Genomic DNA, 24,615 nt, shown 5'->3' on the forward strand with positions numbered 1-24,615 from the left:
GTGAATGTAACAAGTGAGTTACATTCACATTGATGCTATTGCTTATTTCCTTATATTTCATTACCGTTTTTACAATAATTAATACAATTTTCCAACCATTTAATAGTAGACTCTTCTCGTATAATAGCTCCGTCTAGAACAAGATAATCTCCAAAAACATCACTATTAAGAGGTGGAACGCTATCATAAGGTTCCTTTTGCTCGTATAAAAAGGTAAGCCTTTCATTATGCTTAAGTAATTGATGTTCCAATAAATCGATTCTAGTGTTTACATCTAAATTACTTGAAAAATACATTCTAAGCCTAAAAATATTTTTGGGGGTTTGTTCCATAGGGACATCCTTTTTCAACCATTTTAAAAATTCGTTTTTACCTTTTTCTGTGATATCATAAATTTTTTTTTCTAATACGTCCCCACTAATTTCAATATCATAAACTATAAGTTTTTCTTCGACTAATTTTTTTAATTCAGGATATATCTGACTGAGTTTTGCACTCCAAAACTCAGCTAATTGAAAATTAAATTCTTTTCCTATGTCATAACCAGTTATAGGTTTTCTATTTATTAATCCTAAAATTGCATATTTAAGGGTCCTCATTAATACACCTCTTCCTTTTACCTATTTATTATAACATGGTTTTTGTAAATTACAATTTAAGTTGATTAGTACGATTATATAACATGATACATATAAACATTTATATATATTATATTATATAACTACGTTGACACGTTAGGCGTATTGTGATAATATTAACAAAACGAGATAAGGGGGGAGAATACTATGGAATTGACAAAAAAAAGATGGGGTATTTTGATTGCAAGTTGTTTTATTAATTTATGCATTGGTTCAATGTATGCTTGGAGTGTATTTGCAGGTCCTATGGCAAAATACTTGAGCCAACTTACTGGTACCACTTTAACTGCTGGCGCTCTTGCAATCGTATTCACAGTTACAAATTCAGTAGGACCTATTACCATGATTACAGGCGGAAGAATTAATGACACCTTTGGACCTAAAAAAGTTATCTTTGTTGGTGGCTTGCTTTTTGGTGGAGGTATGATATTATCGGGTTTCGCCACCGGATTAGGCTTTTTAGTATTTGCGTATGGTATTGTAACTGGTCTTGGGATTGGAATGGTTTATGGATGTACAATCAGTAATTCAATTAAACTTTTTCCAGACAAGCGTGGATTTGTTGGAGGCATTACAACTGCATGTTATGGTTTTAGTGCAGTAATAGTACCACCAGTCGCAAATATATTAATCAGTAATTTAGGAGTAACAGCAGCCTTTAAGATAATAGGTGCTACATTCCTAATTATTGTATGTGTTTGCTCATTCTTTATTGATAAATGTCCAGCAGGATTTATTCCTGAAGGATGGACACCACCAGCTTCTCAAGGAAATAAGTTAAATCAAAATAGTAAAGATTGGAAGGGAATGCTTAAAAGTCCTATTTTCTATCCAATGGCTTTGATATTGTTATGTGGTGCATTCTATGGGTTAATGTGTTCGGCTCTAGCTTCTCCTATAGCACAAGGCATGATTGGAATGTCAGTTGCTGCTGCAACTACTGTAGTTTCTATTTTAGCATTATTTAGTACAGGTGGTCGTGTTATTGCAGGTTATGCCTCTGATAAAATTGGTAGAATCAATACACTTACTGTTGCTTTTGTTCTTGCTATAATTGGACTTATATGTATGTATTTTTCAGGACAAGGAGATGTTACAAGATTTTATATAGGTATTATAATTGTTGGAGTATCCTTTGGCGCATTCATGGCTGTTTTCCCGGGGCTTACTGCAGATCAATTTGGTACTAAGCACAATAGTGTTAATTATGGAATAATGTTTATTGGTTTTGCAATATCAGGTTATTTTGGACCAACAGTAATGAAAAATGTATATGCTGCGGATCATAGTTATCGAAGAGCATTTTTAATAGCTGCTGTTCTCTGTGTTATAGGTTTTGTAATAACTTTTGTTTATCGTTATGTATATAAAAAGTTAACTGCAATTAATATTAGTGATAGTATGACGTTGAAAAATTAATAATTTAACAAATATATGCTTGTTAAAAAATAATAATTAATGAATAAAGGAGAATAAAAGTATGCAAAGAAAGTATCCAAACCTATGTAAACCAATCAAAATTGGAAATGTTAATTTCAGAAACAGAATGTTTTCAGCTCCAATGGGAGGAACAGATATAACAGCTGATTGCACTATTGGACCTGCTTCAACAGCTTTTTATGAATTAAGAGCTAAGGGGGGCGCGGCATCGGTTACTGTCAGTGAATGTGTGGTTCATCCAGAAACAGAAGGTTCCCATATGTTTCATTTAGATTTGGAAACAGTAGGTTCACTTGCAAGCTTTACTTATACTGCAGATGCTATTCGCCGTCATGGTGCAATTGCTAGTGTAGAATTATCTCATTCAGGACAATATGCTGGAACTTATTTAACTGACAAGAATAAAAAACAAGGACTATCTCAATGGGGACCAAGTGCTGCGATTCGTCCGGATGGTCTTCCAGTAAAAGAACTTACTCAAGAATTAATTGATGACATAGTAGCAGCTTATGGAAATACTGCTGGACTCGCTAAAAGAGCAGGTTTTGAAATGGTTATGATTCATGGTGGACATGGATGGTTAATTAATCAATTCTTGTCTCCTTATTTTAATAAGAGAACAGACAAATACGGCGGCTGTCTAGAAAACAGAGTACGTTTTGCACAGGAGGTTATTGATAGTGTCCGAAAGGCAGTTGGGGTAGGTTTCCCAATCGAGTTTAGAATGAGCGGTTCTGAATTATTTGAGGGCGGTTATGATTTAAATGACGGCGTTGAAATCGCTAAATTAATAGAATCAAAAATAGATTTGCTTCATGTATCAGCAGGAACTTACCAAAGAGGATTTGGAATAACGCATCCTTCTATGTTTTTACCACATGGATCTAATGTTTACCTTGCAGCAGAAATTAAAAAGCATGTAAGTGTTCCCGTTGCAACGATTGGTGGTTTAAATGACCCAGAAATGATGGAAGAAATCATAGCTAGTGGTAAGGCAGATGTTGTTGAAATGGCTCGTGCACTTTTAGCTGACCATGAACTTCCGAAAAAAATTGTGACAAATAAAGATAAGGATATTGTAAAATGTTTAAGATGCTTTACATGTATGGCAGAACGTGCTATGACATCTACAAGGCGTTGCACTGTTAATCCATTAATTGGACGTGAACTAGGTGGATCAGAAGTTATTCCTTCTCCTCATCCAGGTAAAGTTCTAGTAGCAGGTGGTGGACCGGGTGGACTTGAAGCTGCTATCACTGCTGCAAAACGTGGGCATAAGGTAATTCTTTGTGAGAAATCTGACGAGTTAGGTGGAATACTTAAGGGAGAACAAGCAATCCCATTTAAGTACGAAATGTATGAGTTAGGTGTAACTCTTGGAAAATTAGCAAAGGATGCTGGCGTTGAAATTCGATTGAATACAACTGTTACAAAAGAATATGTTAATAAAGAAAATGTTGATGCATTAATTATAGCAGTTGGTTCAGAACCACTTGTACCGCCAATACCAGGTTTACATGGTGATAATGTAGTTGTTGTTAATGACTATTATTTAGAGAAGGACAAGGTTAAGAGTGAAGTGGTAGTTCTTGGAGGAGGTCTTGCTGGATGTGAAGCAGCAATACATCTTGCACAAGAAGGTAAGACTGTACATCTAGTAGAAATGAGAGCAGAACTTGCTCCAGATGCAAATATTAGGCATCGTCCTATTTTACTTGGGGAAATAGAAAAAAATAATAAGATTTATGTTCATATGGAATATAAGGGATTAAGTGTAACACGAGAAGGTGTTGTCTGTGCTGATGTAGCTTGCGTGGAACATCTAGTTCCAGGTACTACAATAATTTGTGCACTTGGACAGAGAGCAAGAAGAGATGTGGCAGAAGACTTAATTGACTGTGCACCTTTTGTTAGAGAAATTGGTGATTGTGTAAAAGCATCTACCATAACAACTGCAATATATCAAGGATATCATGCTGCCCTTGATATATAGGTATGAGGTCTAATTCATGAATAAGTAACATTTTAAGTAATGCAAAAATAAACCCTCAGACTGGATTTCTCTTAAGAAGGAAAATCCAGTCTGAGGGTTTTTAGTGTCATGAAATGCTAAAAATGCCAGATCAATTCAATTATTTGTAAAAGCCGAATTACTTCATATGGAAGTCATTAAAAAAATAAAAGTATTGAGATGAAAATAAATGTATAGTATAATTAATTTGGAAATAGAACAATAATTTACATACTTATTTAAAATTATACAAATGGTCAAATATTAAAACACAGGAGATGTAACATGAAAAAGATTTTTAAAGCATTTATAATTATGATTTTAGCTTTCGTTGTGTGTATACCTATGCAAACAATGGTACAAGCTAGTACATTTACCAGTATGAGTTCTAAAAAAGATGTGGTAGCTACTAAGCCATGGGCAGTGAGTTTTAATAAGGCTTTAAGCCTTACAACGGTAAATACCACGAATATTAAGGTGGTTGATGAGAATAATAATAACATAGATATTACAGTTGTCCTAACTAATAACAATAAAACTGTAGTAGCTCAACCTGTTAAAAATTATGAAGCTGGAAAGACTTACACGTTGATAGTAACAGACAATGTTAAGTCTAGCGACGGAAAAGTTCTTCCGAGTGAAGTAAGAATGGATTTTACAACCAAAAGTTTACCTACTAAACCAAGTGAGTTTACGGTATGTATTGACCCAGCTCAATACTATAGTACAACAACTAGTAACAGTGGTGTCAAAGCTAAGGATATAAATCTAAGTACAGCATTAAAACTAGGTACAATATTAAAAGCAAGAGGATTTAATGTAGTATATACAAGAGATAGCGATGCAGTATCTTGGACTCAAAGTGGTGAGGATGATGCAAAAGCACTAATTGCTAAAAATGCTAATGCTGATGTGTTTTTAAGTATAAACATGAATTCGTATACTCCAGATTCTGCTGCGAATGGGATTGAAACATATTACACAACTGACAAAAGTGCGAATAAGTTACTCGCGTCTTCGCTGCAAGCTGAACTAATAACAGCAACAAAAGCTAAGGATAGGGGAATACAAGTAGTAGATAGTACAAGTAATTTTGCAGTATTAAATAAGACAAGCTGTCCTGCGATAGTTGCAGAGTTAGGATTTATAACTAATCCATCTGAGGAAATATTATTAGAAAGTCAGCAGTATCAAAATAATGCTACAAAGGCAATCGCTAATGGGTTAATGAGTTATGCTGGATTTGCAAATACTGATACTACTTACGATAATACTTCAACAGTAAGTTCAGCTGCAGATATACTTGTTAATGTACGCGCAGGTGATAAATATACTCTCCCTGAAACTACAAATGTTACTATGAGTAATAATACTAAGAAAACACTTGGAGTAACATGGCCTAATAATGTATTCAATATAGTTGATGCAGGTACTTACAGCTATTATGGAACTATAAACGGGACTAGTATAAAAGTAAAAGCTATAATTACTGTAGGAGCTGCAACTACACCAATTATAATAACTACACCAACTACAGAATTGCAATCTACGGTAATCGGAGAAAAGTTATTTATATATTTGACTCCATCAGCCAACATTGTTAGTACACTAAAGGCAGCAGTAAAATTGCATGATGGAGTAACAATAAACAATTGTGTTTATTTTTCAAGCGAGGCAATGAGAAGAATAAGTGTACCAGTACCTATAGGGGTATGTAACACACATCAATATTTAAATTATTTAAATAATAATAAATGGTCAAAAACAAAAGATATTAAAAAGCTTGCACCTGGAAGCCTTTGCTTTACAACAAATGATGGTACCGGATATCCTACACATACTTTTGTATTTATGGGATGGGTTAATGACGGAGATTACACTATTGCATATGTTGCAGATAATCAAGGACAGGCTGTACACACACGAAGTATGTTAGCAAAGGGTGATACAGATGCTTTCGCTTTCTTTATGTCCAAATAAATATAAAGATCGCCATGACTCTTGTGACTTTAGTCATTAGCAAATTTACTTCATTTATAAAGAGCATTTAATACATTTATGAATCACCTTTATATACATACATATATAGGTGGTTCATTTTTTATATAGTAAATGCTAAAGAATATGAATTACATCATTTTTTATTGTATAATTAAGGCAAAGTAGAAAAGCTAAATATAAGTTAGCTATTTTGATAAAATGATTATAAATAAAAATCATAAAAATAATGGAACGTATGGAGTTGATATTATGAACTATACACAGGCCCAAGATAAATTGAATGAAGATAAGTTTAGTCACAAATGTATCTTAGTTAAAGGGGATTCGGCAAGTGGCAAAACAACTCTTGCAACTAATAAATACAAGCATCTGATAAAAAATGAAAACATTAAAAGTTCAAATATATTATGTTTATTTATGAATAAATATCAAAATATAACATGGACCAAAGAGATGGTTTTTAATACCGCTGGTGAGATTAGAAAAAGCTCTTATTATGGATTTATTAGGAGGGAACTATCGCTTTATTGGCCTTATGTAGTAGAGAATTGCACGGAAATAAAAATTAATATATTAAAGCCTGAGTTTGCATCTTTTGATGCTACCAATTATGCTATGAAAGCCTTAGTAGAACATTTTAGAAAAGCTAAGGGATATTTTCAAGATATAACATCAACTTCTTCAAAAATAGCATCAGATTTAATTTCTAACATTAATAATGCTGCATTATCATTAGTGCCTTTTGATGAAATAGGAACTAGACTTTATAATTCATTAGAGGTAAATGATTTCTTAATTAAAGAAACATATAATCAATTAGACGAAGTAACTATGTATTATATTTCAAAATTATTACGTAATGGTGTTGTAGATTATGGACTATCATTTTATTTATATAATAATTATTTACTTCATGATCCAAGATATAATAGTATAAATAATATAAAATATCTTATAGTAGATGATATAGATGAATCATCGCCTGCAGAGCAAGAATTGATATTTAAGATCATTAATAATGTGGACAGAGCGTATTTATTTTATAATCCTAAAGGTGGTTTGTGTAGTTATTATGGAGCCAATACTGATTATTTGAAGAGTAAATTAACTATTGGACATCACGAGATTATTTTAGATGATCATTTTTGCTGTGATGATGATTTTATTAATCTTTCTAGAATAATAGATAACAGGTCTCACAATCTCTTTATGGAGGATAAAATAAATGAAAATGTCCCAACCTTTATAGATATGACATCAGAGTTAAGATCGGAAATGGTCCAAAAGATAATGTTAAAAGTTGAAGAACTCTTAAATAAGGGACTTAAACCAAGGGATATAGCAATAATATGTCCTTTTAATGATTTCATTATTTCCTATGAGCTTTTGAAAAAAGCTAAGGAATTAAATATATCGGTTATGGAGACTTCTAAAAAGGATAGGTTTATAGACAATGAATATTTACACCCTTTAATAGTACTCGCGGTATTGTGTAATGATTATAAAAGTATCTTTTTAACAAACGAAGATTATAAAAACTTTTTCTCATTTATGCTAAGGCTAGATGTTATTCGAGGCTCTTTGCTATATCCTTTTGTAACTGAAAGTGGCCTTCAAGATATTAGTCTCGATATTGAAGAGAGAGTAGGTAGCGAGGCAGTAGGTAAATATAATGAATTAAAAGAGTGGATAGAAAATTATAAAATTAATTTAATAGATCACAAGGGTTCCCTTGGCGAGTTTTTCAGAAAAGCATTTTCAGAGGTTCTTGTAAGGTTACCAAAAGTTAAAGAACATATAGAGGACTATATAAGTTTATATGAAAGCTGCGAAGGTTTTATAAATACTTTAGATAAATTAGAATTTAAAGGTAAATCTTCAGAGGAGAGGTTTATAGAATTTATTAGGGGACAGGGAAGTGGATTTTACTCCATGAATGAGATTCAGGAAATGTTATTACAAGATAATAGTATAGTTTTAACATCTCCTTATACTTATTTGACCTCTAATTTAAGCAGTAAAGTTCAGATATGGACGGATATTAACAGTAATATGTGGGCTCCTAGAAATGCCCATGAATTATCAAATTCTTATGTATTAAAGAGTAATCGAAATAGTGATGACATGTATACCGAAAGGGAAGAAAATAATAATGTTTATGGAATTCTAATGTCTGTGGTTAATTGTTTATTAAGAAAATGTAGAGGTGAATTATACATATATGGTAGTGAATATTCTCTAAGTGGGTTCCAGCAAGAAAGTAAAATTGCAGATATTCTTATAGAAATATTGAGTGAAAGAGGTGAAACCATTGATAAAGGAGATAAATGATGAAGTTAAAAAAATAGTTTATAGGGATGATCAATTGCCTATAATGTTGTATCGAGGAGGAACTATGGCAGTACCAGCAGTTCCAGGTGCGGGAAAGACTTTCATAATATGTAATCTAGTATGTGAAATTATAAAGGATAAGGTCCATAAACCTGGTAAAATACTTATAGTAACTTTTATGAATAGTGCAGTTAACAATTTTAAACATAGAATCTCTATGGTGTTACAAAATAAGGGTATAAATGCAACGAATGATTATGAAGTCATGACTATCCACAGTTTAGCACTGAAAATTTTAAAAGATCGACCAGATGTAATGGGGGTTAATGAGGAATTTAAAATATTGGATGATGTTAATAAAAGTTTATATTTAAATAATTGTATATCAATGTGGCGAAGAAAAGGCGGAGAGGCAGTATTTAAGAGTATGATATCTGATAAATCCTTAAATAAATACACAGGGAAACAAGATAAGTGGTGGAATGATTTTTTTACAACAGTTGATACGACTATTGGTGAACTTAAGATAAATGACATTTCTCCTGAAAAATTAAAGGAAGATATAAAATCATTAGATCAAAATAATATCTTAGTGCATATATCTGAAATTTATGATACTTACAGTAAAATTTTAAAAAGTGAGGGGTATATAGATTACAATGATTTGCTAATTCTTGCGTATAAACTTTTAAAAACTGATGACACAGTTAGGGAAAAGGTGCAAAAAAAATATACCTTTGTCTTTGAGGATGAATGCCAAGACTCTAATTTAATTCAAGGAAAAATACTAAGTTTAATTTCAGAGAAAAGTGGTAATTTAGTAAGAGTTGGGGATGTTAATCAAAGTATAACAGGAACATTTACAGCGTCTGACCCTGAATATTTTAGGGAGTTTTGTGGCAAGGCAAATAATGCATTCAAAATGTTTATGGCGGGGCGTAGTACAAATCATATAATTGATTTAGCAAATGAACTAGTTGAGTTTACAAACAATAAGCATGGAGAAGAAAATTGTAGAAATGCATTAGTAAATCAAAGAATTAAAAATTTGGATGATAAGCTTGAAACCAGCCAAGATAACTATGGTATAAGCACTATGATTTGTAATTCAAGAGAAGAAGAAACTAAAAAGGCAGTTCGCGTGGCTATAAAATTTAAAGAAAAATTTCCTGGGAAAACATGCGCAATATTAGTTCCTTTTAATAATCAAGTTAGAGAAATAGCAGATATTCTTAGATTTTATAATATCGAATGTGATGAGTTATCAAATAAATCAGATAAAAAAATTAAAGTTACGAGGACACTAGGATATATACTGCAATTTATTTCAAGACCACAAGATAGTGTTTTATTTAAAGATTTAATTAAGAATGTTTTCTGCGAGGAACAAAATGAAGAAAGTGAAAAATTATTCCATTTTATTTGTGGTTATGATGTTGAAAAGCTGATGTACCCAAGTCGCGGCAAAATAAATGAACTGGACATTCCAGGAGAAATATTAAACTCTAAGGTGTATAAACAATTTATAAGTTCCATGGATTTAATTAAAACAATCTTTGAATATCCTCAGACACATTTTGATAGATTAATTTTATATATTAGCGATGTTCTAAATTTTACGCTTGAAAACAGAGCAATGGCAGAGGCAGTTGCGTCTTATGTTAGATTTGCGTCTATTGATAATAGTGAATTTTCTTTAGGCTATGTAGCAGAGCAATTGCTAGATGAAAAGAATGGTATACTCGATCATATCTCAGGTATAATATACGACTTAGAGGGGTATGAACCATCCCCTGATAGAGTAACAATATCAACTTGTCATAAAGCTAAAGGGCTAGAATGGGATTGTGTATTAATATTAAATATTACATCTTATCAATATCCTTATATGACAAATGATAAATTTAAAGACTATTATTATTTAAAGGATGAATTTAAAAACCCGACAGTTCTCTGCAAAGCCCAAATCGCCAAAATTCTAGGTAATAATATTTGTGAAGATCCATTAAAAGAAGCTAAAATACAAATAATAAATGAAAAAATAAGGCTTTTATATGTAGGGATAACAAGGGCTAAGGAATATTTAATTTTAATGGCAACCCGATCTAATGAAGGTAAATGGAATGAAGACAAACCATCAAAGTATTTTTATGTTCTTCAAGATTACATAAATAGCCAAAGGGGTGTTTTATAAATGTTAGACATTAGAAAATTGAATCATGTCTATTATAGTCAAAATCTTTTAAATACTTTCCATAAATGTCCTCTTAAATTTAAAATAAAATATTTAGATAATATTAGATGGAAAAAAGATTCAATAGATGATGAGGATTATTATAAGAATATGAACATGGGACTGGATTTTCATCTCATAGCCCAAAGATATTTTTCAAATATTCCTTTGGTTATAAATGAGAGTAATACTGAATTACTCCACTTTACAAAGTCGCTTCAAGAAAAATTCACTATTATAGATGAAAATATATATTTGCCAGAGTATGAAATTAAAATGAGAAAAGATAATATTAGGATTCAAGCAAAGTATGATTTAATAATTATTAAGCCAAATAATAAAATAGAAATATGGGACTGGAAGACAGAAAACAGAAAACTTGATTATAGTGAAGTAAGCAAAAGAATGCAAGCTATTGTTTATATGTATATAGTAGGAGAAAGGTCATTAGAAATATTTGATAGAGAGATACCATTTGAAAATATAAGTATGAGTTTTTGGCAACCTCAGTTTAAAGAGAATGTCATCACTATTAATTATTCAAAGAGTAAGCATAAAATATATGAAGAAAAAATTATAGAGATAATACGTCGGCTTACTAATTATGATTTTACTTTAGATTTCAATATTGAATTGTATAGAAAGAAATGCAGGTATTGTGAATTCGCAGGGGATACCCAGGTATGTGATGCTTTTATTTAGTGCTTCATAAATGTGGATGAGTAAGTATGAAATATTAAAATAGAGTCAAATATATTGTTAAGTGGATTAAAGAAACTTTGTAACATTTTATAATATAAAGATTTTAGTGTATTATCTTATAATATATATAATATTATTATTAAATTTAAGAAAAAGAAATGGAGATACGATTTGAAAGGTAAATGTTATTACTGCAACGAGAAATTATCAGAAAGAACCGTTAAAAAACATGTTAAAGGCTGTAAAGTTAGGAAAGAAAAGATAGGAAAGTCTATCGCGAGTTCTAAAAAAACTAAGGGTCAATATATTTTGTCTATACTTCCACAGTATGGATCAAAAGAATATAGTTTGTATATAGCTATAGATATAGATTTAACTTTAAAGAATCTGGATAGTTTTTTAAGAGATATTTGGTTAGAATGTTGTGGACACTTAAGTAGTTTTATTATTGATGACATAAACTATGACTCTTCAATAGAGGATGAATTTGAACTTTTTCCTCAAACCGAAACAATGGATTTTAAATTAAGACAGGTAATTTCTGTAGGTGATAAATTTAAATATGACTATGATTTTGGTTCTACGACTGCATTAAAACTTGAAGTTATAGATGAGTATGTGGTAGGGGAGAATTATAGTCAAATAGAAATATTATCTAGAAATGATGAAATACAAAATTTTTGTGCAAATTGTAATCAAAAGGCAAAGTATTTTGATTATGAAGAAGAAAAGTATTATTGTGGGGATTGTATAGATGAAGACGGTGATATGGTAGATGAATTTGAATATACCAATTCTCCTAGAGATGGAGTTTGTGGATATGTAGGAGACAGAGATACAGAAAAGCAGTACTTGCCAGGAAATAAATTTAAGATTAAGAAAACTAAAACAAAAGGTCGAAAGGATATAGTCCCATTTATAGAGAATGATGAATTGGAAATAGATGATTTTAAAGGGGACTTTGCATCTTTTTTAGATATTGCAATGGATGATATGAATTCAGAAGTTGGGTATAAAGCAAAAAAATTATTAAATAGATTAAAAAGAGGGCAGTTTACACATGATTTAAGAAAATTATTAGAATGTGAGATAAAAGATGAATTATTAAAAACAACATCTATGCTAAATATTACGAGGGTATCTAAGTTTAATAAAGGCCAACTAATAGAAAAACTTTTAGAGGTATATGAAGAGAAGATAACAAAGGCACTATATTTAATTGATAGTGAAAGATATGAATTTTTAAAAAGGATAATGGAAAATCAGGGACATATATCTTTTGAAGATGATAAGTTCACATCAAATCCAGAATATTTTTTAGAATGTGGATTTGTTTTTGCAACGATGAGAGAAGACGGTATATATTTAATAATGCCAAATGAAACAATAAATGCTATAAAATCCATAGATAATGTAGAGTATAGAAAAATATTAGCTAAAAACACAGAAATAATAAAGTTGATGTGTGGAATGACCTATAACTATGGGGTACTATTTATGGGTGATTTTATAAAGATGCTTAATAATTATATTGACTATTCTTTAGATGAAACTGATATTTACGCAGTAGTTGTAAGTGGTGCAGATTATTGTGATGGGTATATGCTGCAAGGGAATATAGCTAGTAGTATAATGGTTCCTCTAGAAGAAGCTATAAATATTATTAATACAAGAGATAATATTTCAAGCGATAGGGATTTCTGTATTATAAAAAAGGCTGAGCTACTTGAAGCTGCTAGTGAGGAATATTTAATTGAAAATAAAATAGGTATGAGATTAAAAAAATATTTGGAGAATAATTGGGAAATAGAAGAAACACAAATTGAAATGATTATAATTAATTTATATGATGATATTCAAGAAAATGAAAGAGAAGAGGTATTAGATAACATTATAGGCGCATTGGGAGATATAAGTGAAAATGATCTTCAAAAACTTTTAGTAGAAATAAATAGTTTTATAAATAACACTAGACTTTGGAGACTAAAAGGATATACTTTTAATGAATTAAATTCAGAAGATAATAATAATTCTACTCCGAAGATAGGAAGAAATGATCTTTGTATTTGTGGAAGCGGTAAAAAATATAAAAAATGTTGTGGATCTAAGGTTATTCAGTTATTTTAATAATCTTTCACTATGGCAAGGATGTATTTGTTAGAAAAGGTCTAGGTAATCTAAGGGTTACTTAAGCATATGTAGACGTTTTTAGAGTTAGAGGATAAGTATTTATCTTCTAGCTCTATTTTTCTAAGTTAATATATTATGGGTGGACACTTTAATTTCCAGTATTAACAATTCATCTTAATTAGTGATAATTATAAAGAATTTATTAAGTTTAATAAAAAGGTAGAATATCCATATATAATATAAATTGGAATAACAATAATATTGAAATGTCATCTAAGCATTACGCGGATCTAAAGTAGATATTAAAATCGATTAAAGGAATTAGAGTAGGTGAGACGGAATATAGTTAAGTATGAAGTGAAAAGTAATTGATGAGGAGGGGAAATAAAATGAAATTATTAATTGAAAATTTAGAAAAAAGTTATGGAGAGAAACAGGTGCTTAAAAAGGCATCCTTTACTTTTGAAAAAGGGAAGATATATGGACTATTAGGACGAAATGGAGCAGGAAAAACAACTCTTTTTAATTGCATTAGTGGGGAAACTAAATATGAAAGTGGTAGTGTTAGTATTATCTGTGAGGGACAAGCAGCAAAGGAGATAGATTATAGAAAGGTAGGGTATGTTTTTTCAGATCCCGTGATACCAGAGTTTTTAACTGGATATGAATTTTTAAAATTTTATATTGATATTAATAAGGACAAAATTGAAAATTTGCTTACAATAGATGAATATTTCGATATTATAAAGATTAAGAATGAAGACAGATATCGGTTGATGAAGGGATATTCACATGGAATGAAAAACAAAATGCAGATGGTTTGTCTATTAATAACTCAACCACCCGTAATTTTACTAGATGAACCTTTGACTTCTTTTGATGTAGTGGTGGCCCTGGAAATTAAGAATTTATTAAAAAAAATGAAAAGTGAGCATATTATTATTTTTTCTACTCATATTCTTCAATTAGCTACAGATTTATGCGATGAAATATTAGTTCTAAATAATTGCATTTTAGAAGAAGTGGATAGTGAGATTCTAAAAAGTGCTGAATTTGAAGAGAAGATTATGGAGATTTTGAAGGAGGGGGGGAATGATTAGTACATTTATTAATAGTTTTAAGGTATCTTTTGCAGAGCAAGCTAATACTTTTATTTATTTTCTTAAAAGGATACCTCTTCTGGGAAAAAAAATTCCTGATAATTTATATGAAAAAACTCACGCTAAACTAATTATAGGGGTAATACGTGAAATTTTAGGAGTATTCGGAGGATTCATTGGGAAAACCATATATTTAGGTATAATGATTATTTTGCCTTCCTATTTAATCACGAAAGATATAACAAAGATGCAACCTATTTTCATACATATACTTTTCTTTTTAAGTTTAGTTTTAGGACCAATTATAAAAAGTATAATTTTTGATGAAGACAATAAAGATGCATTTAACATGATAACCTTAATGAAGGCTGATGCGAGAGAATACTATTTGTCAAAGATAGTATATAGAAATATAACAGATTTTATATACTTTGTAATTCCAGTAATCATTATAGGCTTAATAATAGGATTTTCGCCACTAAAAGCTATAGTGCTAGTTGCGGAAATAACAGCTTTGAAATTAATTGGCGAAGGTTTACAGCTCAATATATATGATAAGAAAGAAGTTTTGATTAAAAAGAAAGCAATATTTATATCCGTAGTAGTAATTGGCGGGCTTTTTCTTGCTTATGCATTACCATGTTTTGGACATGCAATTAATTTTAGTCCAATATTATTTAATGTTTATGTTGTAATTATTCTATTAGGACTAGGAGTAGTATCATTTATATACCTATGGAAATATATAAAATATACGCTAATTGCAAAAGCTTTATTAACTAAGGATAAATTATTTAATGTAGAAGCTATTAGAAAGGGCGCTACTTTTTCAACAGTAAAATTGGATGAAAAGAGAATGAGCAAGGAAGAATTAAATACAAAAAAATATGACAAAAAGAAAGGATATGAATATTTAAATTCATTATTTTTTCTTCGTTTTAGAAGAATAATGGTTAAACCTATAAAGCAAAGAGTTGTATTCATATGTATTATATTTTTAATTGGATTGTATTTGGTATTTTTTATGCCAAATAAAAGGACAATGCTAGTGACTGAAATTAAAAAAAGTATCCCAATATTAATATTTATAATGTACACCATGTCAACGGGGGAAAGAATTTGTAAGGCCATGTTTTATAATTGTGATGTTAGTTTATTAAGATATGGTTATTACCGAGAGGGTAGTGTGATTTTATCTAATTTTACATCTAGGCTTAAGAGGGTAGTTAGCCTTAATCTGATACCTGCTTTAACTTTATGTGCTGCTATAGTTTGTATTATAGTGGCCAGTGGATACAGTTACGAGCTTATTAGCATGATGCCATTATTTTTGTGTATACTCTGTTTAGCTTGTTTCTTCTCTATACATCATTTGTTTATGTATTACGTGTTGCAGCCTTATACAGCAGAGTTAACGGTAAAAAGTCCGTTATTTAAATTCGTAAATATGGTTATGTATCTTGCTTGCTATGCATGTCTTCAAATTCATACCCCTCCATATTATTTTACTGCAGGTATTATTATAACAACTCTTGTATATATGGGGATTGCATTGGTTTTAACCTATAGAGTGGCTCCAAGAACTTTTAAGTTAAAATAGAGATTCCTATTTCTTCTTCACACTAGTTTAAGACATAAGTTATCACAAAAAATATTGGAATGGTGTTGCATCAGTTAAATCATCTCCTGGGTCGCTGAAATATTAACAACTTTGGAAGCCGATTTAGACTGCCACCAAAGCAATTTTTTTAGGCTAGACAACTGCCACTTATAGAAGTTGGAAGACTTGAAGCTTCCAAAATGTTGTTAAAACTAGAAAGGAGCTATCTCATAATAAAATTTTGAGATAGCTCCTTTCTAGGATATTTATATAAATTATAAAAATTACATATGATAAAAAAATATTTTATTTATAATGTGGTATATAATGGGAACTATAGCAATAAATTATATGAATTAGTACGTATATATTTAATATTTATATTGACAGTTATTGTAATAAATACTATTATTACTCTTATTAAGAGTGATTATTTAAAGGGGGCGACCAAAATAATAATTAAATACATGTCGGAGTTGATTTTGGAACAGTAATAGGGATGGCTATTAATTTAAAAGATGGGAAGTTGTTACTTCTTCATGTAAAGCATTACAAAATACATTATAATCGATTGTATTCCAAGATAATTTGTACAAGTTTATTAAAAAAATGAGTTATGCCTCAATTCAAAATATTTTTAAAAGGAGAAAATGGGTATGAAAAAGAATAAGTTTTTACTAATAATCCTTGCTTTGGCAACAACTATGTCATTTACGGCCTGTGGCAATTCTACTTCAAAAGAATCAGCAAGCACTAAGCAAATCAAAATTGGAGTATCTATTTGGAGTTCTACAGATGTGCTAGGTAGTCAAAGCAAAAAAATGCTTGATGCCGCAGGTAAAGCACTCAATGTTAAACTGGTATATGTTGATCAGGGTCATGAGTCTGCAGCTGTTACCGACAGTATTAATACCTTGGCTGCTGCCGGTTGCGATGGTATCATCATCTGCAACTCTGCTGATTCTGAGATGACCTCCGCTATCAACACATGTAATGCAGCTCATATCTATTTGGCCCAGTTCTACCGCACCATCAATAAAATCGCTAGTCCCCAAGTATATTCTTTGGCTAAGACGGCTCCATATTATATCGGAGCAGTACATGAGGATGAAGTCACTAATGGCTATAATCTTGCTAACATGTTAATCAAAAAGGGTGATCGGCATATTGACTTAGAGGGCTGGGTTGCGGGAGATGCAACTTTTATTAGTAGATGGCAGGGCTATAAAAAGGCTGTTGCCGAGTGGAACTCAGCTCACGCTAGCGACAAGGTAATTATGTCCGCTCCACAGTACGCTGGTACTACAGCCGAGCAAGGAGCCGCCGTTGCCAATTCCTTTATGAACTCCGATTCTAAAATGGACGCTTTAATTGTTGCCGGAGGTGGCGGTGACCCATTGGTTGGTTCCGTAGGCGCTATAAAGAGTGCTGGTAAGACAGGTAAGATTGATGTTGTCTCTACCGACTTCCTACCTGATCTTGGTACACAGCTTACTACAGGAGGCATGACTGGTGAGTCTGGCGGTCACTACGCCGATCCTTTGTATGCTTTTATGATGGTCTACAACGCAGCTAAGGGTAACTATAAGAAACCCGCCAACAGCTTCGATGAGATTGTGAATCCATATATTTATGTTGCCTCAGCAGCAGAATATAATGCCTATGCCAAATACTTCGTAACTGAGCTTCCATATAACGAAAAAGAGCTTAAGGCTATGGCGAATGATACCTTACCTAAGCTTAAACAACAAGCAGCTGCTATATCAGTAAAAGATGTTCAGACACGTCACAGTGTCAAATAATACTGCATCATTTTGGCAATATTTTAACTACACGTATTGAGTATAGACAAAATAATATTTCAGGGCCAGCGATATGTCACTGGTCCTGTTAAAAAGAGGGTGATCAAATGAGTTCAAGAGAAATGACGCAAAAGTTAAAATCAAATAAGTTTATCAGCAATTATTTTGGCACTATTTTGTTGCTGTTACTTGTTTTACTTTTCTGGTCTATTTTTAAAATCCTAGCACCTAACAATTTCGGCTCGCCAGCGAAGATGTTATCCTACCTTCAGTCCAGCATTATTTACGCGGTTGGCGGATGCGGTTTATATTTTATTGTTGTCATGGGTCTGTTTGACTTTAGCATTGGCGCAAACATTGTTTTTTCAGCCGTCTTGGGCTGCTTATTTGCTCAGAAATTTGGTTATGCGGGGCTTATTATCGCACCTATTATCTGTGGAACGCTTATTGGATTGCTTAACGGCATCGTCTATATTAAACTCCATATACCCTCTATAATCGTAACAGTTGGTCTGGCATTGATTTACGAAAGTCTGAGTGTTTTTGCAACTCAGGGTCAGGAACAGATACTGAAATCGTCAAATACTGCTTTTGGTTCGTATCCTAACAACGTTATCCTGGCTTTGTGCGCATTTTTTATTGCCGCGCTGATTATCAAATACACAAAGATTGGTACATACACAAACGCAATCGGAGGCAATGAATATGTGGCCAAGAACATGGGTGTCGACGTAAACAAATATAAGGTTATTGCATTTTTGTTATGTGGCTTCTTTGTCGGCATCATGAGTATTCTAACGATCAGCTATGGTTCATCCATGACTGCTGCGACCAATATGTCATCTATGGGTAGAAACTTTACGCCTCTGATGGGAACATTTTTCGCCCTAGCGTTCAAAAAATATGGTAGACCAATTACTGCTATTGTAATTGGTGAATTTATTATTTCGTTGATCTTTAACGGATTTGTTGCGATAGGTGCTCCAAGTACCATTCAAAATGTAGTAACTGGTGCTGCACTTCTTCTCATCGTAATGTTAACGACAAATCATGCTAAAGACATTGTTGTAAAGTGAGGTGAATGAAAATGAAAGAAGAAATTTTAAAAGCAGAAAACATTGACAAATCGTTCGGCGTTACTCATGCGGTCAATAATATTACATTATCTTTCGCAAAGGGTGAGATCCATGGACTTATCGGTGAGAATGGCTCAGGTAAATCGACTTTTACGTCGATGCTTACAGGCATATGTTCAATCGACAGTGGTAAATTCATTCTCGAAGACAAGGAACTTAAGGTAAAAAATCAGGTTGAGGCTAACCATAAAGGTGTCTCAATCATTGTTCAGGAGACGGGTACCCTTCCAGGTCTAACTGTAACTGAAAACATTTTTCTTGGAAATGAAGATAGATTTATAAAATTTGGCATTAAGAACACAGTTGCTATGGACCGTGAAGCTCAAGCATTACTTAATAAATATGGTTTTAACCGTATCAAAGCTACTATGCTGATTGATAACTACAACTTTGAGACTCGAAAGCTTGTTGAAATCGTCAAAGCAACTTATTTTGATCCTAAAGTAGTTGTTTTCGATGAAACTACTACTTCACTCGGCCATGAAGGACGTACTGATCTTTACAAGCAGATGAATCGCATCAAGGACGAGGGGCACACTGTCATCTTTATTTCCCACGATCTTGCGGAGGTAATCGAGCATACAGATGTCATTTCCGTGTTACGTGACGGCGAATTGATCGAGACTGTAAAGAGTAGTGATGTAAGCGAAGATGACCTTAAACGGCTGATGGTTGGTAGAATACTTGACGGCCGTTATTACCGTACGGATTACGGCGAAGCTGTTTCCGATGAAGTTGTTTTATCCGTGAAGAATGTTACTGTACCTAAACAACTTAAAAATATAAACTTCGAGCTCCATAAGGGAGAGATACTTGGAATAGGTGGACTCAGCGAATGTGGTATGCACGAAGTAGGTAAGGCTGTTTTCGGTGCTTCTTACGACCGGTCAGGAGATGTAACGATGGCAGACGGAACTCATATCAATTCCATCACAGCCGCAATAAAACATAGTATCGCCTATGCCTCTAAGGATAGAGACAACGAATCTCTCGTTGTTAATGATACTATTTGCGATAACATATGCTTGCCATCCATGGATGACCTTAAAGTAAAGCATATCTTACTAAGTAAAACGCTCAGTCAATTTGCCAATAAGTATGCAAAAATTATCAGTATAAAAATGGTAGACGTCAACCAGTTCGTCTCAGATCTATCGGGCGGCAACAAACAGAAGGTAGTTTTAGCAAGGTGGATTGGCAAGAATTCTGATGTTATCGTGCTTGATAGCCCAACCCGTGGCATTGACGTCAAGGTTAAAGCTGATATCTACGCTCTTATGAGTGAAATGAAAAAGCAAGGCAAATCTATCATATTAATATCTGAAGAGATTCTAGAATTGCTTGGGATGAGCGACCGAGTTCTTGTCATGAGGAACGGTGCAATCAGCGGTGAATTCATGAGGGATACGGCACTTACTGAAGAACACTTAATAACGAAGATGATTTAGGGGGTGAAAAATGTGATAGAATTAAAAAATTCTGAATTAAAAAATAAAGAGAAAAAGAACTTTCATTTTATATTTAGTGAATTTATGAATAAGCCTTTAACTCGTACGGTGCTACCATTGGTTGGACTCCTAGTTCTAACTGTCCTATTTACAATTTTAACAGACGGCAGGCTCATTCAACCTTTCAACATCGAACTCTTGCTCAGCCAGACATACATGCTCATGATTGCTTCAACTGGTGTGTTCCTAATTATGACAATGGGTTGCTTAGACTTTTCCCAGGGCTCAATGCTTGCCATCGCATCCATTGTGGTTTGCTATTTGTCCAAGTATAATCTGTTTTTGGCAATCATAGGTGGCATCGCTACAGGCGCAGCAATCGGTGCAATCAACGGTTTTTTTCTCGTGAAACGAAAAATAATGTCCTTCATCGTCACCATATGCACAATGTTCCTGTTCCGTGGCTTTTGTGCCTATCTGACGACGAATTCACCTGTTTATGCCGTGAACAACATTTCTACGTACCACACGATGACCGTAGAATTGACACTAACAATCGTTATCTTGCTACTTGTGTTCCTACTCTTCCATTTCACAAAGCTGGGTAGTAACCTTAAGGCAATCGGCGCAGGCGAGACGGGATCCAGATTTGCAGGGATAAAAGTTGGTAAGACCAAGTGGCTGATTTATATCGCCGCTGGAGCAATTACCGGATTTGCTGCGTTCATCAACGTAATAAATGTTGGTTCGGTAACTTCCACCAGCGGCAATATGATGGAAACGCAAATTTTGATTGCGCTTGTTCTGGGAGGTTTGCCTATCTCCGGCGGTGCAAAGGTACGTTTCATTAACCTTATTGTGGGTGTTCTGACATACAAGATTCTCTCTGTTGGTCTTGTCATGATTGGGCTTACTACTTCGATGCAACAGCTGATTGAAGGTATTGTCTTCCTGATTGTCGTGGCACTCTTCAGCGACAGAAAGTCCATTCAGGTAATCAAGTAACGGAACAAATTGTGATTAATTTGTTTTGCTAAACAGAAATACCCTTATATCATATTTGTGATATAAGGGTATTTTTAATACTATTTTTAGATTTTTGATTATTTTCCACTGGCACCATAATTTGATAACATTCTGGCACTAGGATCGTTTACGTTACAGCCTTCCCATTCTTTGTTTGGCATCCAAAAGTCTACTATCATTTCTGATTGTAATGGATAATATTTTTCAAACAATTCTCTGTATAACAATGATTCTTTTGTGAATGGTTTAGAATTATATTTATATTTGTTAGATAGTTTTTCAAATTCTTCATCAGTATAGCAATCCTTGGCATATTCTTTTAAATAGTCTACCATAGAATGACCTACAGCATCGCTAAATGCTGCTTTTTCACGATATAAAATATTATCTGGTAGATAATCACCCTCAAACGAATGTCTCAAAAGGTATTTACCCATGTTGTATTTGTTTAATTTCTTTTCAGGGTCTATTGACATAACATACTTTACAAAATCTAAATCCCCAAATGGTACCCTTGCTTCTAGAGAATTTGAGCTGATGCAACGGTCTGCACGAAGTACATCGTACATATGAAGCTCCCTTATTCTCTTTTGGGATTCCTTTTGAAATTCCTCTGCATTTGGAGCAAAATCAGTATATTTATATCCAAATAACTCATCAGAAATTTCACCGGTTAAAAGTACTCTGACATCAGAAATCTCGTGTATTTTCTTGCAAATCAAATACATTCCCATACTTGCTCTTATAGTTGTAATATCGTAGGTTCCAAGGAGTTTAATAACCTGTTCAAGTGATCCAAGAACTTCTTCTTTTGTCATATATATAGTGGTGTGATCACTATGAATGTAATCTGCAACTTCCTTAGCATATTTAAGGTCAATTGCATCTTCAGTCATACCTATGGCAAAGGTTTTAATTGGTTTACCAGGATACATTTTTTGAGCAATTGAACATACAAGGGAGCTGTCCAGGCCTCCACTTAACAAGAAACCTACAGGAGCATCAGCATCCATACGTTTTTCTATGGCAGTTACAAATTTATCATGAATTTTGCTGCAGATAACTTCTACGTCATCATTGCAATAAGCACCCTTAGTTTCTGCGATATCGCAGTAGCATGTAAATTTACCATCAGCATAATAATGGCCTGGCGGAAATGACATGATTTTGTACGTAAGACCAATTAAATTTTTGGCTTCACTTGCAAAGATGATTTTACCTGATTCGGAATAACCATAAAAGAGAGGACGGATTCCAATTGGATCTCTTGCTGCAATGAAAGTGTCCTTTTTTCCATCGTATATGATAATTGCGAACTCTGCATCTAATTTTGAAAACATATCTATCCCATATTCATAATACATTGGAAGTAATATTTCGCAATCACTATTAGAAATAAATTTATGTCCTTTTTCTATTAGGTCTTTCTTAATTTCACGGAAACCGAAAATTTCACCGTTACAGATGGATGCATCTGTATTTCTTGTGTATGGCTGCATTCCGCTAAAACTTAAATCCATAATAGAAAGTCTTTGAAACCCTAAAATACCAGACGGTAAAGTAAGAATCTCTGTCATATCTGGCCCTCTAGATTCGGTTCTTTGCAGAGCCTCTGCAAATTTATCATGTTTCATATCTGTTCCTGTATAACACATAATTGTACACATATTAATTTCCTCCTTTTAGTCAGAACATGGGGTAATTAAACCCGCTCGCTCCGCTCACAAATTACCCGTTAAAGTCCATTTAGGACTTTAACCTCCTTAATTTTAAATACAAAAAAAAGCCCTCATCCTATAAAAAATAGGACGAAAGACTTATACTTCCGCGGTACCACCTAAATTAGCTTAAAAAGCTCACTTTAATCAGTACGGAATTAATATAAATTCGATACTGTCCAAGATGTAACGGTTTGGCTCCGTCCAATACTACTCTTAATAAATTTCGTTTGGAAGCTCCGGGATGTTCTTCACCATTTGATTAGTATCAGTCGCTCACCACCACTGATTCGCTTTGACTATTTCATAATAACTACTCTTCCCATCAAGGCTTTTATATTGATTATATGAATTTTGTTTTTGAATTCCTTTCATTTTACTTCGTATTTTATAATTCGTCAATAGTTTTATGAAATATTTCTTTAAATGAAATTCATTTTTTGAAATATTATATTATCCTTTTAAAGATCCACTAAGCATACATTGTATAAAATTCTTCTGAAAAAAGAGAAATAATACAAGTACTGGAACTAATGCCATAACAGCTCCAACCATAATAGCACCATAATCTACTATATTTCCACCAGCCCGCATTAATGCTAAAACTAGCGGGATAGTAAAAGAATCTTTAGTATTTAGAACAATCAATGGCCATAAATAATTACCCCATTGTTGAACAAATGATAAAATAGCTAAAGAAGTAAATGCTGGTTTCATAGTTGGTACGACAATCTGAAAAAACATCCTGAAATCATTAGCTCCGTCGATTCTTGCGGATTCAATAAGTTCATCCGGGAACGCCATAAGGTTCTGACGCATTAAGAATACTCCGAAGATACTAGCAAGCGCCGGCAAAATAACCGCTGATGGACTGCTAATTAAATTCATTGCTGAAAGTTGCATAAAAAGTGGTACTAATGTAACTTGCTGCGGTATGAACATGGAGCATACACAAATAAAGAAAAGAACGTCTCTTCCTTTAAATTTATATTTAGAAAATGCAAAGGCAGCCATTGAATCAATTATACAGACTAAAATCGTATATACCGTGGCAATAAAAATACTATTAAACAAATTTCTCCAAATATTAGAGAATGCCATAAGGTTGATGTAATTTTTAATAGAGTTCGTTCCTATAACAAATGATTTAGAACTCTGGAAAATTTGTGTGTTTGTATGAGATGATGCTATGATAGTCCATACAAATGGAAAGAAGCATACTATAGCAACAATTGTTAATATAACATAAACAAGTCCTGACCCTTTTACTCTTTTAGATTTTTTTATTTCAGCCATAAC

General features: G+C 32.8%; 16 protein-coding genes and 1 other annotated feature. Of the genes, 13 read left to right on the forward strand and 3 right to left on the reverse strand.

The genetic code is table 11. From position 1 onward, the window contains the following. Positions 1-50: 50 nt before the first annotated feature. The gene (locus tag A7L45_RS08510) at positions 51-599 is read right to left on the reverse strand and encodes a PadR family transcriptional regulator (protein WP_071612384.1); all 549 of its coding nucleotides are present in this window, start codon (positions 597-599) and stop codon (positions 51-53) included. A 186-nt stretch (positions 600-785) separates the two neighbouring features. Here A7L45_RS08510 and A7L45_RS08515 point away from each other — a divergent pair, with 186 nt between their 5' ends. From A7L45_RS08515 to A7L45_RS08575, 13 genes are all read left to right on the forward strand, one after another. Continuing rightward, positions 786-2,057 carry an L-lactate MFS transporter gene (locus A7L45_RS08515; RefSeq protein WP_071612385.1) on the forward strand — a complete coding sequence of 424 codons (1,272 nt, stop codon included), beginning with the start codon at positions 786-788 and terminating at the stop codon, positions 2,055-2,057. 61 nt (positions 2,058-2,118) lie between these two features. Then, the gene (locus tag A7L45_RS08520) at positions 2,119-4,071 is read left to right on the forward strand and encodes an oxidoreductase (RefSeq protein WP_071612386.1); all 1,953 of its coding nucleotides are present in this window, start codon (positions 2,119-2,121) and stop codon (positions 4,069-4,071) included. Between the two features lie 303 nt (positions 4,072-4,374). Beyond that, positions 4,375-6,069 (forward strand): N-acetylmuramoyl-L-alanine amidase, encoded by a 1,695-nt coding sequence (locus A7L45_RS08525; RefSeq protein ID WP_071612387.1) that lies wholly within the window; start codon positions 4,375-4,377, stop codon positions 6,067-6,069. A 219-nt stretch (positions 6,070-6,288) separates the two neighbouring features. Then, positions 6,289-8,421 (forward strand): DEAD/DEAH box helicase, encoded by a 2,133-nt coding sequence (locus A7L45_RS08530; protein ID WP_170288005.1) that lies wholly within the window; start codon positions 6,289-6,291, stop codon positions 8,419-8,421. Then, positions 8,402-10,615, forward strand: coding sequence for an ATP-dependent helicase (locus tag A7L45_RS08535; protein ID WP_084647401.1), 2,214 nt, complete (start codon positions 8,402-8,404; stop codon positions 10,613-10,615). Before A7L45_RS08530 ends, A7L45_RS08535 begins: the two co-directional genes overlap by 20 nt. After that, positions 10,616-11,356, forward strand: coding sequence for a PD-(D/E)XK nuclease family protein (locus A7L45_RS08540; protein WP_071612389.1), 741 nt, complete (start codon positions 10,616-10,618; stop codon positions 11,354-11,356). 171 nt (positions 11,357-11,527) lie between these two features. Then, on the forward strand, positions 11,528-13,483 hold the full coding sequence (locus A7L45_RS08545) for an SEC-C metal-binding domain-containing protein (RefSeq protein ID WP_071612390.1): 1,956 nt from the start codon (positions 11,528-11,530) through the stop codon (positions 13,481-13,483). Between the two features lie 392 nt (positions 13,484-13,875). Then, positions 13,876-14,586: an ABC transporter ATP-binding protein gene (locus tag A7L45_RS08550; protein WP_071612391.1), complete on the forward strand. Its 711-nt coding sequence runs from the start codon at positions 13,876-13,878 to the stop codon at positions 14,584-14,586. Further along, complete coding sequence (locus tag A7L45_RS08555) at positions 14,579-16,186, forward strand: hypothetical protein (protein WP_071612392.1); 1,608 nt, start codon at positions 14,579-14,581, stop codon at positions 16,184-16,186. The genes A7L45_RS08550 and A7L45_RS08555 overlap by 8 nt, the downstream gene beginning before the upstream one ends. A 656-nt stretch (positions 16,187-16,842) precedes the next feature. Further along, positions 16,843-17,988 (forward strand): sugar ABC transporter substrate-binding protein, encoded by a 1,146-nt coding sequence (locus A7L45_RS08560; RefSeq protein WP_071612393.1) that lies wholly within the window; start codon positions 16,843-16,845, stop codon positions 17,986-17,988. 107 nt (positions 17,989-18,095) lie between these two features. After that, the gene (locus A7L45_RS08565; RefSeq protein ID WP_084647402.1) at positions 18,096-19,064 is read left to right on the forward strand and encodes an ABC transporter permease; all 969 of its coding nucleotides are present in this window, start codon (positions 18,096-18,098) and stop codon (positions 19,062-19,064) included. 11 nt (positions 19,065-19,075) lie between these two features. Continuing rightward, entirely contained in the window at positions 19,076-20,572 is a 1,497-nt protein-coding gene (locus A7L45_RS08570) for a sugar ABC transporter ATP-binding protein (protein WP_071612394.1), read from the forward strand. Positions 20,573-20,584: 12 nt separating this feature from the next. Then, the gene (locus tag A7L45_RS08575) at positions 20,585-21,577 is read left to right on the forward strand and encodes an ABC transporter permease (protein ID WP_308167620.1); all 993 of its coding nucleotides are present in this window, start codon (positions 20,585-20,587) and stop codon (positions 21,575-21,577) included. Positions 21,578-21,675: 98 nt separating this feature from the next. Here the strand turns inward: A7L45_RS08575 and asnB are convergent, their stop codons facing one another. Next, complete coding sequence (gene asnB, locus A7L45_RS08580; protein ID WP_071612395.1) at positions 21,676-23,265, reverse strand: asparagine synthase B; 1,590 nt, start codon at positions 23,263-23,265, stop codon at positions 21,676-21,678. A 134-nt stretch (positions 23,266-23,399) separates the two neighbouring features. Then, positions 23,400-23,654: a binding site (T-box leader), on the reverse strand. A 115-nt stretch (positions 23,655-23,769) separates the two neighbouring features. Then, positions 23,770-24,612 carry a carbohydrate ABC transporter permease gene (locus A7L45_RS08585; protein WP_071612396.1) on the reverse strand — a complete coding sequence of 281 codons (843 nt, stop codon included), beginning with the start codon at positions 24,610-24,612 and terminating at the stop codon, positions 23,770-23,772. Between the last annotated feature and the right edge of the window lie 3 nt (positions 24,613-24,615).

The sequence above is a fragment of the Clostridium estertheticum subsp. estertheticum genome, from assembly GCF_001877035.1.
Taxonomy (GTDB): Bacteria; Bacillota; Clostridia; order Clostridiales; family Clostridiaceae; genus Clostridium_AD; species Clostridium_AD estertheticum.